The sequence below is a fragment of the Robiginitalea marina genome, assembly GCF_024006985.1.
Lineage (GTDB): Bacteria > Bacteroidota > Bacteroidia > Flavobacteriales > Flavobacteriaceae > Robiginitalea > Robiginitalea marina.
Genome location: NZ_JAMXIB010000010.1, coordinates 87,625 through 103,524, shown reverse-complemented (window position 1 = coordinate 103,524; position 15,900 = coordinate 87,625). Strand labels below are relative to the sequence as shown.

General features: G+C 50.6%; 13 protein-coding genes and 1 pseudogene. 8 read left to right on the top strand and 6 right to left on the bottom strand.

Annotation, left to right across the window (positions count from 1 at the left end):
* Nucleotides 1–97: 97 nt before the first annotated feature.
* On the top strand, nucleotides 98–439 hold the full coding sequence (locus NG653_RS12165) for a GIY-YIG nuclease family protein (protein ID WP_252741985.1): 342 nt from the start codon (nucleotides 98–100) through the stop codon (nucleotides 437–439).
* A gap of 87 nt (nucleotides 440–526) precedes the next feature.
* Nucleotides 527–688: pseudogene (locus tag NG653_RS12160) on the top strand (site-specific integrase); the annotation flags it as partial.
* Between the two features lie 62 nt (nucleotides 689–750).
* On the opposite strand, the gene NG653_RS12155 reads toward NG653_RS12160, so the two are convergent.
* From NG653_RS12155 to NG653_RS12140, 4 genes are all read right to left on the bottom strand, one after another.
* Entirely contained in the window at nucleotides 751–1,302 is a 552-nt protein-coding gene (locus tag NG653_RS12155) for an N-terminal Xaa-Pro-Lys N-methyltransferase 1 (RefSeq protein ID WP_252741984.1), read from the bottom strand.
* A 251-nt stretch (nucleotides 1,303–1,553) separates the two neighbouring features.
* Nucleotides 1,554–1,997, bottom strand: a complete 444-nt coding sequence (locus NG653_RS12150) for a hypothetical protein (RefSeq protein ID WP_252741983.1) — start codon at nucleotides 1,995–1,997, stop codon at nucleotides 1,554–1,556.
* A gap of 342 nt (nucleotides 1,998–2,339) precedes the next feature.
* Nucleotides 2,340–2,882 (bottom strand): hypothetical protein, encoded by a 543-nt coding sequence (locus NG653_RS12145; protein ID WP_252741982.1) that lies wholly within the window; start codon nucleotides 2,880–2,882, stop codon nucleotides 2,340–2,342.
* Between the two features lie 152 nt (nucleotides 2,883–3,034).
* The gene (locus tag NG653_RS12140; protein ID WP_252741981.1) at nucleotides 3,035–3,928 is read right to left on the bottom strand and encodes an alpha/beta hydrolase family protein; all 894 of its coding nucleotides are present in this window, start codon (nucleotides 3,926–3,928) and stop codon (nucleotides 3,035–3,037) included.
* Nucleotides 3,929–4,246: 318 nt separating this feature from the next.
* Between NG653_RS12140 and NG653_RS12135 the strand changes: the two genes are divergently transcribed.
* The 5 genes from NG653_RS12135 (at nucleotide 4,247) to NG653_RS12115 (ending at nucleotide 11,690) form a co-directional block, all read left to right on the top strand.
* The gene (locus tag NG653_RS12135) at nucleotides 4,247–4,720 is read left to right on the top strand and encodes a cupin domain-containing protein (protein WP_370281137.1); all 474 of its coding nucleotides are present in this window, start codon (nucleotides 4,247–4,249) and stop codon (nucleotides 4,718–4,720) included.
* A gap of 85 nt (nucleotides 4,721–4,805) precedes the next feature.
* Nucleotides 4,806–8,063: a WD40/YVTN/BNR-like repeat-containing protein gene (locus NG653_RS12130; RefSeq protein WP_252741979.1), complete on the top strand. Its 3,258-nt coding sequence runs from the start codon at nucleotides 4,806–4,808 to the stop codon at nucleotides 8,061–8,063.
* A gap of 134 nt (nucleotides 8,064–8,197) precedes the next feature.
* The gene (locus NG653_RS12125; protein WP_252741978.1) at nucleotides 8,198–8,758 is read left to right on the top strand and encodes a LemA family protein; all 561 of its coding nucleotides are present in this window, start codon (nucleotides 8,198–8,200) and stop codon (nucleotides 8,756–8,758) included.
* 22 nt (nucleotides 8,759–8,780) lie between these two features.
* On the top strand, nucleotides 8,781–10,466 hold the full coding sequence (locus tag NG653_RS12120; RefSeq protein WP_252741977.1) for a DUF2207 domain-containing protein: 1,686 nt from the start codon (nucleotides 8,781–8,783) through the stop codon (nucleotides 10,464–10,466).
* 57 nt (nucleotides 10,467–10,523) lie between these two features.
* Nucleotides 10,524–11,690 (top strand): hypothetical protein, encoded by a 1,167-nt coding sequence (locus NG653_RS12115; protein ID WP_252741976.1) that lies wholly within the window; start codon nucleotides 10,524–10,526, stop codon nucleotides 11,688–11,690.
* A gap of 44 nt (nucleotides 11,691–11,734) precedes the next feature.
* On the opposite strand, the gene NG653_RS12110 is transcribed toward NG653_RS12115, so the two are convergent.
* A complete protein-coding gene (locus tag NG653_RS12110) occupies nucleotides 11,735–14,224 on the bottom strand; it encodes a mechanosensitive ion channel family protein (protein ID WP_252741975.1) in 2,490 nt (829 codons plus the stop codon).
* A gap of 22 nt (nucleotides 14,225–14,246) precedes the next feature.
* Nucleotides 14,247–14,915: a TetR/AcrR family transcriptional regulator gene (locus tag NG653_RS12105; RefSeq protein WP_252741974.1), complete on the bottom strand. Its 669-nt coding sequence runs from the start codon at nucleotides 14,913–14,915 to the stop codon at nucleotides 14,247–14,249.
* Nucleotides 14,916–15,132: 217 nt separating this feature from the next.
* Between NG653_RS12105 and NG653_RS12100 the strand changes: the two genes are divergently transcribed.
* On the top strand, nucleotides 15,133–15,891 hold the full coding sequence (locus NG653_RS12100; RefSeq protein WP_252741973.1) for an outer membrane beta-barrel protein: 759 nt from the start codon (nucleotides 15,133–15,135) through the stop codon (nucleotides 15,889–15,891).
* The last annotated feature ends 9 nt before the right edge of the window (nucleotides 15,892–15,900 follow it).

Below are 15,900 nucleotides of genomic sequence, written 5' to 3'. Positions count from 1 at the left end.
TGGGAATCCAAAGGCTTTTTTTTGGTGCCTGTGCAGAGCAAAGCTCGCTTCATGGTCCTGAAGTGAACGCCAGTTCTACTTCAGGATCAAAGTAAGCATGAAGGCCTTTGGGAAACCAAAGGCTTTTTTTGATGCATGTATGTTGCGTGATTCCGATGTATTTTGGAATATGCTTCCTTACTGTGTTTATGTGCTTTTCAGCCCCCGGGACAACATGCTCTATCATGGATTTACGACAAATCTTCAGGCGCGTTTGAGGGACCATGCAGCGGGAAAAACAAAAAGTACAGCTGCGAGAAGGCCATTGAGGTTAATCCACGCAGAATTCTATATTTCCCGGAAGGATGCCCAACGCAGGGAGCGCTATTTCAAAACAAATCAAGGCAAAAGGATGCTCAAATTGATGCTTAGTGAAACCTTTGAGGAATTACAGCATTGAATGCCTTTATAGAAAAATTTTCAACCCCACACACTCTCACACCCCACCGGCCTGTTTTTTTTCGCCCGGTCCGGTTCGGGCCCGGGAAAGACCTCTGGATCGACGGTCCTATTGAATAACGATGTTCCCATGGAAATAGTGAGTGAACTGCTTGGGCATTCCAGAATTAAAATCACCCAGGAATATTATGGTAAAATAGTACAAAGGAGAATAAGCGAAGAAATGATACGGATATCCAAAATCAATTGATTCTCTTCAACATTGTCCTTAAAGTCCAATTTTCAACAGTTCGATTTTTAGGAGGGGTTACATTATTCAAGAATCAACTTTTGATAAAACGTGTACTGGATTTCCCATGCATTTTTTGAGTTTTTCTTAAAGATGTAAATGGGAACGGATAATTCACCAATTTGTCGAAGAAGAGCAACACTATCTAAAATTATAGGCTTTGAAATAATAATTGAATTTCCTTTTTTGCGTGACAATGAAAGGCTCTTAACAAAATTTGGATATATTTTGACAGGGCTGGAGTGTTGTATTTCAGATCTTATTTGAATCAAATCATCTTTTGATAGGATTTCTTTGAGGTCTTGGTCGCTTATCTTAACAGGGTAACTAACCTTATCAAATATTGAATCATATACAATCAACTGGTCCCAGGAAGGGGATTCTACCGTTTTGTAATACAGTGGTATACGAGACTCAGTATAAAAATCATTAATTAGCTTGTAACCATCATCGCTTATTTCAGTACCTTCTGTTTTTAAGGCCGAACAGGATATAATACTTATTACTAAACAAAAGAAAATGATGGGCCTAGTTACAAGGGTTACCCTTGGCATCTTTATTATTAAGTCTTTCATCGGTGATGATTTTTTGGATTTTATTCTTTTCTTCGATAGAGAAACTTTTATAAGTTTCTGAAGACCTTTGGATCGACGGTCCTATTGAATAACTATGTTCCAATGGAAATGGTGAGTGAACTGCTTGGGCATTCTAGTATTAAAATAACTCAGGAGTACTATGGCAAAATTGTTTAACAGAGGGTGAGTCAGGAAATGGAGCGTATTTCAGATAAGTTGAAATGAACGGACTAAAGCACATATTTACCTGATCATTCCATTTCTATGGTCCCAATTTCTGAAATAATCCACTTGCTTTCGGAGAATTCAAAAGTACCGTAAACAACATACCTTTCATTTCCAAATTCGAACTTGCCAGAAGTACAATCGTTAAAATTTAAAGACAAATCATAATCAGGGATTTCACTTGAAACTAAATGGAAAGAGTGATTTTTTACCTTAACCGTCCTAACCCTGAAGTTATGCGATTCTTTAAATCCAATAGACTCCGTTCCTCTTTCAATCAAGAAATCCACAAACTCACTTATTTCAGGATCTTTGGCAGAAAGAATAGCTTTTAACAAGGCACTTTCTGCTTCAAGATCTAGACATTGAATTTCTTTATAATCTTCTCTAATCCAGCGATTCAGTTTTAAACAGGAATATTGGCTGGAAAAGGTTAACAAAATTGTTAGCAGGATTGTCTGGTAAATCATTCGTTAATGATGTAGTCTGTGAAGCAAATGGTTAGTGATGAAATGAAACGTAATTTAAGGAAGTTCAAATAAACCGTATTTATCCATGAGCTAGCAGAAAAGATGAATCCGGGCAAAATGTAAGGGCATACCAAATATTAGATGGACCCTTTTAAACCTGCCCATACCGTAATTAATACTTATGAATAAGAAACATGTCCTCTAAGCTATGGTCTGAAAAAAGGGAGAGTAAAGAATGAGAAAAGGACACCAATATTGCTGTCCATTAAGTGCATTGAAAATAACATTCAGAAATTATGATTCTTCGGACATCAATAATAAATACAATTGCAGCTATTCATCTTAATAAAGAATCAATTTTTGATAGAAGGTATAAAGGAAGTCCCAGGTCCCATTTTCTTTTTTCAAGATATAAATTGGAACCTCATTTTCTGAAATCCTTCTTAAAAAAGCAATATTACCATAGACGATTGGCGTTGATATTTGGACTACATCCCTATTCTTCCTTTTCAAAAGTTGTACTCCATCAAGCATATCCCCATTAATGATTGAAGGCTTCGACTTTCGTATCAATATTCTAATATTTTCAAGATCATCATCATTTAATATTTTTTCCAAATCTGCATCGCTAATTCTCGTAGGCAGCCCAACCCGGGAAAATATGGTATCAAAATTTATTAATTGATCCCATTGGGGTTCCTCAACAGTTTTATAATAAAGTTTAAACTGGCGATTCCCATACATGTCATTTATCACATTATGAGCCTCTAGGTCCAAAATCGAGCTTGAATCCAAAGATTTGCAGGATGGAAAAGTAGTCAACACTACTAAAGCAAAACTAATTACAGGGAGTGCTTTTCGCCTCATTGGATGCTGTCCTTTCATTGTTGATGATTTTTTGGATTTTTTGCTATCCTGGACTCTCGTCCGTGCCTGCTGGCCCCCCGATATTTATCGGGACTAAAACAGTGCACCGGCCTGTTTTTTACCCCCATTCGTTCTAGCCCGTTTGGATCGCAGAACAAAAAGCCGCAGATTCAGTTCTTGCGGCTTTTTTTATTTATGTTCAGTGCTATCTGTTTTATCCAATGGATGGAGATCGCTACCGGGGCTGCGTCATTGGCAAAGGCGGTATTGTGTCCTAATGTTGGAAACAACGCATATTCGAAAGGTTTGCCCTGAACCTTAAGCGCATTGATTTGCTCAATACACAACTTCACGGGAATCTGAATGTCTCTTTCGCCGAAGAGCCAGAGGCCTGGGATTGAGAGCGTACTTAGTGCATCTTTGGGGTCAGTGCTGGCAAATTGGTACCGGTCAGGGTCATTCCTGATATGTTCACGGGTATCCGACTCCGTATGCGTATCCCAGAAGTCAGGGTTCCCATCGGTATAAAACTGGAATCTCAGTTGTTCAAGGGTGGTAATGGTGGGGCAACTAAACAAAACCATGAATTCTACCAAAGGATTTTCTTTTGCAGCAATTGGGATGATCCATCCTGCCTGACTGAAACCGACAAGACCTATTGGGGTGTTGGGGTCCTGTTGATTCAGCAAGTCCACCGCAGCACGTGCATCTTTTGCCAATAATGCGAGGTTGCCGGAATCAATATTGTTTGTCCCTACTTCCGGGCCCGCATACGTTCCGCCTGATTCCCCAACGCCGCGTTTGTCATAGGTCAACACGGTAATGCCGGTTTCTGCCAAAAGCGTTGCAAACCCGCCCATTCGGCGTTCCTGGCCCGACCCATGTACAATCACGACTGCTGCATGAGGATTGTCAGGGGTGTAAATGGTGCCCCTAAGATCCACCCCGTCGCTTGTAAACTCCACAACCTCTGTTTTTATGGTGTTCGATTCTTGTGCGTCTGCCTGACTCAGCGGGGCAACCAGCAGGATCACCAATAGAATCATCCCAAATAAATTCCTCATACGCTTGAATCCATATTAGTGTTTCAGTACAGGGAGTTATCGGACTTGGTAAGGACCGCGGGGGCTTTCTGGTAAGATAGGAAATAAATCAGCATTGCTGCAGCTTCCATAAACGGAAGGCCGCAATACGGGCCGGGTTTAGCAGGCTTTTTGCGTTTATGGTCAAGGACATTTCCGGTAGCCCGGGCCGGACCCTTTCTTTAACGTATCTGCCGGCCCTTTTCCGGTCGATCGGGCCCAACCGGGCATCCGGGACAAAGGGTTCCGGACCAAAGGTGTAGCTGTTTTTTTTTAAATTTATGCTCCAAACCAGCAGAAATGTACAATCGTATCTTACTCCCGCTATTTTTCCTTCCAATGCTTGTCTTCTCGCAAAGCCAATATAACGTGACTTCCTATTTGGACCCTGGGACTAAAGCGCCAAACACGCACTACATCGGCGAGGCATGGTTAAATGGATTGCTGCGTGCTGAGGGGGATTTGGAGTACAACATCACCAAGGCCACCTTCAGGGCGAATTCCACCCTGGACTGGCACAAGCACGAATCCGTACAGGTGCTCATCATTGTCGATGGCGAAGGGTATTACCAGGAAAGGGGAAAGGAGCCCATAATCATGAAGCAGGGGGATTTGATCAAATGCGACCGGGAAACGGAACACTGGCACACCTCCACCAAAGACAGGGACGTCACCTACCTGGCCATTTATGGCGGAACCCAGCCCACCACCTGGACGGAAGTCCTCACTCAGGCCTACTACGATGAAGTCGCCCAAAAATTGAGGGGCTATTAAAACCATAGGCTTTTAAGCGGCCATCCTTCCCGGGGAATTCCCCCGGTATTTCGTACATTTAGTGGGTTATAATCACGAGAACGACATGAAAAGAATTTACCTCCTGGCCTTGAGCGTGCTGCTCGCTTTTGCTGTGGGCCCCCTGAGCGCACAACGCAGAAAAGGCAATGCCCCTGAAAAAAAAGAAGAACTTCCCCTGCAGGCGTTTAAATTCCGCAATATTGGCCCGGCCTTCCTGTCGGGGCGTATTGCCGACATCGCCATCCACCCGGAAGATGAGAATGTCTGGTATGTGGCCGTCGGCTCCGGAGGGGTTTGGAAAACAGTAAACGCAGGCACTACCTGGACCCCTTTGTTTGACCAGCAGAGCTCCTATTCCACGGGGTGTATCACCCTCGATCCGCAGAACCCGTCCATTGTCTGGGTAGGTTCCGGGGAAGATGTTGGCGGACGCCACGTGGCCTACGGCGACGGGGTTTACCGCTCCAAAGATGGGGGCAAAACCTGGGAAAACCTCGGCCTGAAGGACTCCCAGCATATAGCGCGCATCGTCGTGCACCCGGACAACAGCGATGTAGTTTGGGTAGCCGCCCAGGGCCCGCTCTGGAACAAGGGCGGGGAGCGCGGGGTATATAAAACCACCGATGGCGGACAAAGCTGGAAACGGGTACTGGGCAACGAAGAGTGGACCGGCGCCACCGATTTGCTTATTGACCCGCGTGACCCACAGGTGCTCTACGCAGCTACCTGGGACCGTCACCGGACGGTGGCAGCCCTTATGGGCGGCGGCCCCGGCTCGGGGATCCACAAATCCACCGACGGGGGGGAAACCTGGGTGGAGCTCACAAATGGCCTGCCCAAATCCAATATGGGGAAAATCGGCCTGGCCATATCCCCCCAGCAACCCGATGTAGTGTATGCCGCCATAGAACTGGATCGCAAGAGCGGAGCCGTATACCGCTCGGCGGACCGGGGGGCTTCCTGGACAAAAATGTCCAATACGGTTTCCGGGGGTACAGGCCCGCATTACTACCAGGAACTGTACGCCAGCCCCCATGCCTTTGACCGGTTGTACCTGATGAACGTACGGGTGCTGACCTCTGATGACGGCGGAAAGACCTTTGTGCAGCTCAAGGAAGAAGAAAAACACTCCGACAACCATGCGTTGGCTTTCAAAGCCAGTGACCCCGACTACCTGATGATCGGGACGGACGCGGGCATTTATGAAAGCTTTGACCTGGCCGAAAACTGGCGGTACCACAAAAACCTCCCCCTGACCCAGTTCTACAAGGTGGCGGTAAACAATGCCGAACCATTTTACCACGTTTTCGGGGGCACCCAGGACAATGGATCGGCCGGGGGGCCCTCGGCAACCGATGAGCGGGAGGGAATCAGCAACAAACACTGGTACAAGACCCTTTTTGCCGACGGGCATCAGTCGGCAACGGACCCTGAGTACAACGATATCATTTATGCGGAGACCCAGCAGGGCGGCCTGCACCGGGTGGATTTGGCCACCGGGGAACAGGTCTTTATCCAACCCCAGGCCCGGAAGGGCGACCCCCACGAGCGCTTTAACTGGGACGCCCCCATCCTGGTGTCGCCCCACAATCCGGCGCGCCTGTATTTCGCTTCCTACCGCGTGTGGAAATCGGAAAACCGCGGAGATGCATGGACGCCCATTTCAGGGGACCTCACCCGCAACGAAGAGCGGCTGGAACTCCCGATTATGGGGCGGCAGCAGTCCTGGGACAACGCCTGGGATGTAGGGGCCATGTCCAACTACAATACCATTACTTCTTTAAGTGAATCGCCTGTGCAGGAGGGCTTGCTTTACGCGGGTACCGATGACGGCTTTATCGCTGTGAGCAGCGACGGAGGAGGGGCCTGGGACCGTATTCCCGTAACCCGGATGGGACTGCCCGCCCGAAGTTTTGTAAATGACATCAAGGCGGACCTTCACGACGTCAATACCGTTTACGCCGTGCTGGACAACCATAAGGAGGGCGATTTCAGGCCGTATCTTTTCAAGAGCACAGACCGCGGGAAGACCTGGACCTCCCTTTCCTCCAACCTGCCCGAACGCACCCTGCTGTGGCGCATCGTTCAGGACCATGTGGAGAAAAACCTCTTATTCCTGGCTACAGAAAATGGGGTATATACCTCCCTGGACGGGGGTGGAAAGTGGCAGAAACTGCCCGGAACGCCTAATATAGCCTTCAGGGACCTCACCATCCAAAAGCGCGAAAACGATTTGGTGGCTGCCTCTTTCGGCCGCGGTTTTTACGTGCTGGACGATTACAGCCCCCTGAGGGAAATAACCCCCGAAGTCCTTAAGGAGCAGGGCAGGCTCTTTGCCCCGCGTACAGCCAAATGGTATGTGCCCAGAAGTAACCTGGGCAATACCGGGGCTGATTTTTACCTGGCCGAAAACCCCGAATTCGGGGCGGTGTTCACCTACCACCTTTCGGAGGACTTTACCACCGCCAAACAAAGGCGGAAGGAGGCCGAAAAGGAAGCCGGCAGGGATGGGGGCGATATCCCCTTCCCGGGATATGAGGCTATAGACGCGGAGAATACCGAGCAACCCGCCAGGGTGTGGATTACCATCCGGGACACGGAGGGCAATGTAATCCGCCACCTGCAGGAAAAAGCTGAAAAAGGGACACACCGCCTCGCCTGGGACCTGCGCCACGCCAGTACAAGGGCTATCGACCCGGAAAGGTCGGGTGGCGGCGGCGGAAGGTGGAATCGCGGTCCCCTGGCCACGCCCGGAACGTATACGGCCGCCCTCGCCCTTGAGAAGGAGGGGAAGGTAACCCCCGTTGGCAACGAAGTGCGGTTTGAGGTAAAGCCCATTCGGGAAGGGACCCTCAAGGGCATGGACTATACCTCCTACAACGCCTATCGGCAGGACCTCGAGGCCCTGCAACGCGATTTTGAGGTACTCCAGGACCAGTTCGACCAGGCAGAAACCGCCCTGAAGGGATTCCAACAAGCCCTTCCCAGGGTAGCGGGTTCCCCTGCGGACCTGGCCTCGGAGGTAAACGCCCTGGAGAAGGCGTTGCGTGCGGTCAGAATCCAGGCAGAAGGCAGTCCGGCCCGAAACGAAATCGGCGAGCGTAACCCGCCGTCTGCCCAATCGCATTTGAGCACGGCTACCCGGGGGATCTCTACGACCTACGGACCGACGGAATTGCATCGGCAAAGCCTGGAAACGGCAAAGGCGATGCTCGGCGAATTGAAACCTGAGGTCAGCCGCATTTCCGGGCAGATGGTTCCCGCTCTGGAACAAAAGTTCAAAAATGCCGGGGCCCCCTACATCAAGGGGCAGGGCGAATAGCAGGCCTTTTTGGGGCCGCTTATTGGCCCGGATGTTTGATGCATCCGGAGATGACGCCTCGTGGGGAAATTTGAAAAAAAGGTTGTACCTTAACATGAATCCATTTCCTGAAAACCAACCAATATCGCGCTGTTATGGGAACAACCTTGCTTATCCTTTTGGCGGTCCTGGTACTCCTTTCGGTCTTCCTGATCGCTGTTTACAACCGTTTTGTAAAGAACCGCAATTTGGTAAAGGACGCCTGGAGCAATATTGACGTTGCCCTGAAAAGGCGGTATGACCTCATCCCGAACCTGGTGGAAACCGTAAAGGGGTATGCCGCCCATGAGAAGGAGACTTTTGAGCAGGTAATCCAGGCCCGGAATGCGGCCCTTGCCGTTCCTTCCGGCGATATCAACAACCAGATCAAGGCGGAAAACCAGCTGCAGCAAACCCTCAGGGGCTTGTTTGCCCTTGGGGAAGCCTATCCCGACCTCAAGGCCAATGCCAATTTCCTGCAATTGCAGGACAAGCTGAACGAAATTGAAGAGAACCTCGAGCGCAGCAGGCGGTATTACAACGGCACGGTGCGGGAGAACAACACCTATGGCGAAAGCTTCCCGGGGGTCTTGTTCGCCGGAATGTTCAACTACACCCATTTTGATTTCTTCGAATCCACCGAAGCGGAACGGGAAAATGTAAAGGTGACTTTTTAACCTTTTCCAGGACCCGCGTTTCATGAGATCGCCCCGATTCAACCCTGTGTTCCTGTTGCTTTGGCTTGTGCCGGTTTTGGCGCAGGCCCAGGACTTTGGGGTGGACCACTTTTCGGTTGCCATTGAGCTCCATAAGGAGGGGTACTTCGAGGTAGTGGAAACCTATGATGTGGAATTCTTTAGTCCCAAACACGGGATTTACCGCGATATTCTTACCTCCTACACGATCCGTGCTGCGGATGGATCGGAAGCCAAACGGCAAATCCGCATCAGCGACATTAAAGTGCCCGGGCACAAATTCGAGGCCTCAGGGAACTTTTCCCAAAGGATGGAGGGCAACGCCCGGATCAAGATCGGGGATCCCGACAAAACGGTGGTGGGCCCCATACACTATGAGATCCGGTACCGGGTGGACAATGCCTTTTTATTTGAGGAAGACTTCACGCGGTTTTACTGGAATTTAAAACCCTCGGACTGGGTTGCCCCCTTCAAAAAAATCACCTTCAGCGTAATCCTGCCCGAAGGGGTGGAGGCGGACCCGGACCAGGTCTTCCTGTATGCCGGCCCTGTGGGGAGTACTTCTCCCACGGGGGAATTCGGGATTCGCATTGCCGGGGGCACCATTTCGGGTACCTCCCGGGAAGGGTTTGGGTCAAATTACGGAGAGGCTGTCACCCTGCTGGTGAACCTCCCAAAAGGCAGCATCGCCGAACCCGGCCGTCTTTGGCTCTTTTGGTCGGGGTACGGGTGGGTGCCGATCCTTTTGCTTTTGGCAGGGGGGTTTTACAAGGTGTTCCTTAAATATGGAAAAGATGACCCCTCCCCCATGGTGGTCACGTATTTCCCGCCGGAAAACATGGACCCCGCCATGGTCGGTTTCCTGATAAACGACAGGGAGGACACTTCCGACCTCGTTTCGCTCCTGCCGTACTGGGGCAACCGGGGGCTGCTGGAAATGGAGGAGGTGGAAGGGGAGGGATGGTTTGCCAAAGAAGACATCCTGATTAAAAAGCTGGCCGACCTCCCGGCAGAGGCCCCGGGATATCAAAAAATCGTTTTTGATGGCCTGTTTCACGGAGGGGAATCGGAGGTTCGGGTCAGTAGCCTGAAAAACACCTTTTACCTTACGATGAACATGGCGAAGAAGGAACTGGCCGGGGCCGCCCAAAAATACTACGACCCCAAAGCCCGCCGGGTGTACTGGTTCACGGGAGGGGGGATTGTCCTGGCCCTGTTGGTCCTGCTCCCCACCTTTTTCAATTTCTGGGGGGTGGTGGCCGTGTTATGCGCCCTGGTCCTGGGGGTGGCCCTGCTGATCCTGAACCGTCATATGGTGAAGAAAAACCCGTTTGGGGTAAAACTATATTCCGAACTCAAGGGATTCAGGGCTTTTATTAAAACGGCTGAAGAAAACCGCCTGCGCATGCTGCTAAAGGAAAGCCCGGATTATTTCGAGACGACCATGGCCTATGCCCTGGCCTTTGGCGCCCTGAAGCAATGGGCGCAAAAATTCGAAAACCTGGATGTGGCCCCACCCACCTGGTACCACACCTCCGGCGGGTTCCGGTCCATGCACCAGTTTTCCAGGTCCTTTTCCAGTACCATGGAGCGGACCAGTACCACCCTGGTGAGCTCCCCCTCCAGTAGTTCCTCCGGGGGAGGGTCCTCGGGCGGCGGCATGGGCGGCGGCGGCGGGGGCAGCTGGTGACGGGCGGATCGCGCGTTGTTGGGGAGATTCGCCGAAAGGCTTAAATTGCAATTCTTTATGAAGACGATGTTGAAAACCAGGGGTATTCTACTGGCAGGGCTCATTGTATTGCTTTTGAGTTCCTGCTCCCTGGTGAAAATCGAAAGCGAACAGAAGCCCCTTTCCGTAAATGAACTGAATACCCGGTTGCTGATCCAGGCCTTTGCGGAGGAGGCCCTTGAACGCACGGAGATAGCTGCAGACAGCATCGCCAAAGAGGCGGAGGGCCACCTGGCGGTCCAAAAAAATGCCCTTCGCTGGAAAATCCAAACGGCGTCCGCACTCGGCAGGATCAGTTTTCAGACCATGCCCCGGGTCGCCCTGGCGGATACCTGGTCCTATATGTATGAATTGCTGAATTTTTTCGAAGCTTCCACGGATGATGCCATTTTCGGAAGCTGGGCCCCCATTGCCCTGGAGGCTACGGCAAAGAATACCGACCGGATTGAAAAAATCGCTACCAGCGTCCTGAACAAAAAGGAATATCCCCGTTACCGGGAATTTGTGGAAACCTATGCCCGGGAGCATCCCCTTCGTCTTGAAAATGAATTTCGGCACACCCCCATTCGGGAGGCCTATCTCGCGTTTAAGGAATTGCCCGACAGCACGGCGGTCCAGACTGTAGGCACCCTTTCCGAAGTGGTGGCAGACGCGACGAACCGGTTCGATTACGCCTCTGATGTAGCGGGCAAGAAGTTTGCCTGGCAAACCTCCCTCTTTCTGAAGGAGCAGGGCCTGGATTCCATCCCCCTGGAAACCCGCCTGGCCCGGGTAGAATATGAACTGGAACGGTTGGTGGAAGTGGCAGAGAATTCCCCGGAAATACTTGCCACGGCCATTGAGGATTTCAGGGGTGCCGTAAATCCGATCTTCAAAGGGCTGAATTCAGAAATCAGCCGCGCCATGGTGAACCTCGCCTTGGAACGCCGGGCCCTGGACGAAATGATCTTGCGCGAGCGCATTGCCCTCGATACGATTATACAGCGGGAAAGGCTGGCGCTAGGCCTGGATGCCCGGGAAATTGCCGATACGGGGATTAAAAACGCCTTTGCCGAAATTCACGGGATGCTCAAAAGCATCCTCTTTTTCGGCGTCATCGCCCTGATTGTGGTGCTGGGGCTGCCCTTTTACCTGGGGTACCTTACCGGCAAAAGGGCTGCAGGCAGCGAGAAGGACTCAAAATAAATTGCCTTGTTCCTGAAGGGTACCTCCCTTTCGGTCAGTACCTCCTATGGGGAATCCCCCGGCTCATTTTTCTTCGGGTTTGGAAAAACCGAAGGATCCACCGATTTCAAATGCAGGTCGCGCTGTGGGAAGGGGATACTGATGTTATTCGCATAGAGGATATCGTGGATGGCAAAGATCACATCACTGCGGATTCTGAGCCACTCCTCGAAGCGGTCCGTCCAGAACAACAGCCTGAAATCCAGGGAACTCTCCCCCATATTGTTGAACAGAACAAGGGGCGCAGGGGTCTGGAGTACTTCAGGGTGTTCCTGCAGCACCTGCAGGAGCAGGTTGCGGACCAGGTGTACGTCCGACCCGTAGGCCACCCCTGAGATTACTTCTATCCTCCGGGTTTTGTCCGAAAGGGTCCAGTTGACTACTTCCTGCGATATGAGTTGCCCGTTCGGCACAATGACCTCGGCCCCGTCAAATGTATGGATGTGGCTGGATCGGATCCCCATGGATTGTACCTTTCCGATAAGGTTGCCCACCTCCACAGTGTCCCCGAGCTGTACCGGCCGCTCAAAAAGCAGGATGATCCCGGAAACCAGGTTGTTGAAAATGTTTTGCAACCCGAATCCAATACCAACGCTGAAAGCACTGAAGATAATGGTCAACTGGTCCATGGGCATCCCAATGGCGCGTATGGCGAAGAGCACCCCAATGGTGATCAGGGCGGTTTGCGCAATGGCCGTAACCATCCGGGGCACCCCTTTTTTGAGGGGCAGTTTATCGAGCACGTCAGATCGTAAAACGATCTTGACCACCCGGGAGAGGATGATGGAAAACCAGATGATGAAGATAAACAGGACAATTTTCCCAAGCGAAAACGACATGGATCCGAGGGAAAGGTCACGGGTAAAGAGGTTGCGCAGTACGGTGTAGACCGCGTCCTTCAGGTAGAAAATACGGAGCACGGTGTCCAGCCAGAACAGAAGCACCCCTGTGATAACTGCACGGGCTGTAAATCCTTTAAGGTATTCCTCGTAGTCGTGGATGACCTGGAACCTGTCCAGATAGGGACTACTTATGAAAAACTGAAGTCCGCCGATCAGGATAATGGCCGCAACAAACAGGAGAAGACCTGCAAGGGCATTGATGGAGAACGATCCCAGGGCAACCTGCGAAAACATAGTGTACCCGAAGAAATTTGCCGCAAAGCCCGTCAAAACAGCCCAGAAGTGGAAGACTATGAGGAAGCGGACAAACCGGGAAAGGGTCTGGTTGTGGAGCTTTAAAAGCCGGGGTTTTCTATACAGGGGGTAAAGGATCACCAGTTCCGCAACCCCCAGCACCAGGAGGGCATAGCGGTTAAGCAGCGATTCGGCGGGGATAAGCCGGGTCCCAAGGTATAGCAGGATTAGGGCTGCAAACCCCCATAGGTATCCGTGCAGGTTGCGGGGCGTAAGGTTGAGGGTTAGATCCATCAGGGGGAACAGCAAGGCAAGGATGGTAATATCGACCAACAGCGGAGGGCGGTCAGGGAAGAAGATTACCATGAGGAACAGGCAGAAAAGAATCCCTGCGCTCAGGGGCCTGCGGAGCACAGCCGTAAAGGTGGTTTGATAGTAGCTCAGGGTATTGGCCCTCAAAAACTTCAGTCGGGTTCTGATCCAGGAAAAAAGCGCCAAAATGCCCAGGAAAAAGAAAAGGTAGAGGGCATAGGCGTTTTTGTGTTGCCCGAGGTAGAACAATAAGGCGCTCCATTCCGACTTCATGGACGCTTTAAATCGACCCGGAAACTGCTGGTCCTGAGAAGCTGAAAATGCTGTTGTGAGCAGGGCCGGGCCGGTCCGCGTATATACCAGGGAGGATTTTTCCTGGAGGGCCTGCTGAATTTTTTCCAATAGCAGTTCGATCTCAACTTCTGTTCCAATAGTCCTGTTAAGGGGAAGCACGAGCAATTCTGACCGCTCCTGGATTACGGTCGACAGGCTGTCCAGCATGGAGGAAGTGGCTGCAATGACCTCCGCTGTATTGCCAAAGGCATAGGAAGAGTCTTGCAGCGTTTGGGTATTCCTCCAAATGCGAAGGTCCTTTTCAAGGGTTGAGCGCTGGTCCTGCAGGTCCCGGATCAATTCTGACAACCGCTTTTTCTGGGCTCCCACATACCTGTTGGCAATTTGCCAGTAATTCTTTTCGTTGGTCAGGAACCGCTCGCTTTTCTGGGGGTATTCTATTTGTTTTGCAAGGGAAAGGGCGCTGTCTACCAGCATCAGGATGGAATCGTTTCGCCGGGTTTCCCGTGCAATGCTTTCCAGGCCAATCAGGGATTCCGCCGCCCGGAGGGCACGAATCCTGGATTCGCCGGCAGCGATCAACACCTCGTTGAATGGGATAAATTCAACCGGCGGGGTGCTATCTTTTACTGCAGGCTCCAAAGGCCCCTCTTCCTGGCTATACCCGTTTTGTAAGGAAATCAGCCCAATAAGAGCGATAAAGAGCCATATTTTCTTTATGCCCCGGCGGGGTATTTGGCGCGTAAATTTCATGATCGGGTTTAGCTGTAAAAGGTTAATGTGGCTTTGCGGCAAAAGTCTCCCCGAAGGCTGATTCCATTTCGGCCCGGCCTTCTTCTGTAAGGTAAGGTTTCAGGCAATACAGGATACTGCGCAGATAGACGGGCTTAACGGCATCGTAAGCCTTATCATGGTCCATCAGGGTATAAGAGATGATCCAATTGGAGGCCAGGGTTAGGAATTGCACGGAGAAAACCTCAAAATATTCGGGCTCCAGGATACGGCCCTCAACCAGCCCATTTTTTGAAAAGGAATTAAGCCGCTGGCGGAGCTTCTCCCTGTTCCGCTTGTAATTTTCTTCAATATGCACCCCAACCATGCTGTTCACTGCCGGGTTTGTCATGGCATGGGCAATCACCCCGCGGTACCGGAACATCAGGTCCATAATGTCAGATAGGTAATTTACAAACTGCCCGATTTCGGTAAAATCTTTATGGGCCTGATGGTGCTCAAAAACCTTATCCAGCTCCTCTTCGTATCGTTTCAGGAGTCCGAGCACGAGGTGTTCTTTTTTGGGGAAATAATTGGTTACACGGCTTTTACCCATGCCGATGGAGGCGGCAATTTGGCTAATCGTATGGTCTACCCCTTGCCCGTTGAACAGGGAATTGACCCTTTCAAGGATCTTTTGTCTGGTGAGTTCCCCTTTGGTTGGATGTTTCATGGCATGGAACGATATGACAAAATAATAAAATGCGGTTAAAGGTGTAAAGGCTAAAGGATTGTTTGTCTATAGATTTGGGCTTGAACTTTTTTGAAGGCACAAACCGAACCTGTTAAAAAAAAATTTATTTTTAAAGTAATGAAAAAAATCAATAAGGACCTTAAAAATTGCCCTCAGGGCGCATAAGAGAGTAGTAGTCCTGCACAACCCGTACACCATGATTTCCAACACCCAAAATACCCGCTTAAGTCTCCATGGGATGGGGCCCTGGGTCCTGGTCCTTGTTTTCTGTATCATGTCCTCCCCGGCGTTCTCGCAAGCAGACGGATCGGAAGCTGTGGATAACTATTCAATAACCCCCGGCCGGGGCTACGGGGTGATTACTTTTTCGCTGGACCAGCGGGACGCCCAAAATGAGAACCAGTTATTTCGGCAGGTGATTGACCAGAACAAATTCGACTACCGGATCACTGGTTCCGGCGGCTACGCCCTCAAAAACAATTTTACCGTAGGCCTTGGGTTCAGCTACGGACGACAGCGGGAGGATATTACCTTCCTGAATGAAGATAAAGTGGAAATTACCTCAAGAAGCGTCGGCCAGGACGTCTCCTTCCTCCCGAATATCCGCAAGTATGTGCCCCTGGGGGCCGGGAGGATGCAATTTTTTGTTCAAACAGACTTGCGGGTGACCCTTGGGGAATCGTTACAACGGGATTTCCTGGCTTCTGAGGTGGAGAAATTCGAGAAGGATTTCGTGGAACTTCGGTTGGGGATACAACCGGGGGTGGTCCTTTTCTTTACCAGGGAATGGGCTTTTGAGGCCTCCGTGGGGGTGGCTGGGGTAAGCTCCAGATGGACTACGGAGACATTTAATGATGATGAGGCCAATCAAACAAAAATCCACCAGAGCAGCATCGACCTGAAGCTAAACTTGTTGGCCCTGAACCTTGGGGTGGCCTATTATTTTGATTTTTAGCCTTGCCCT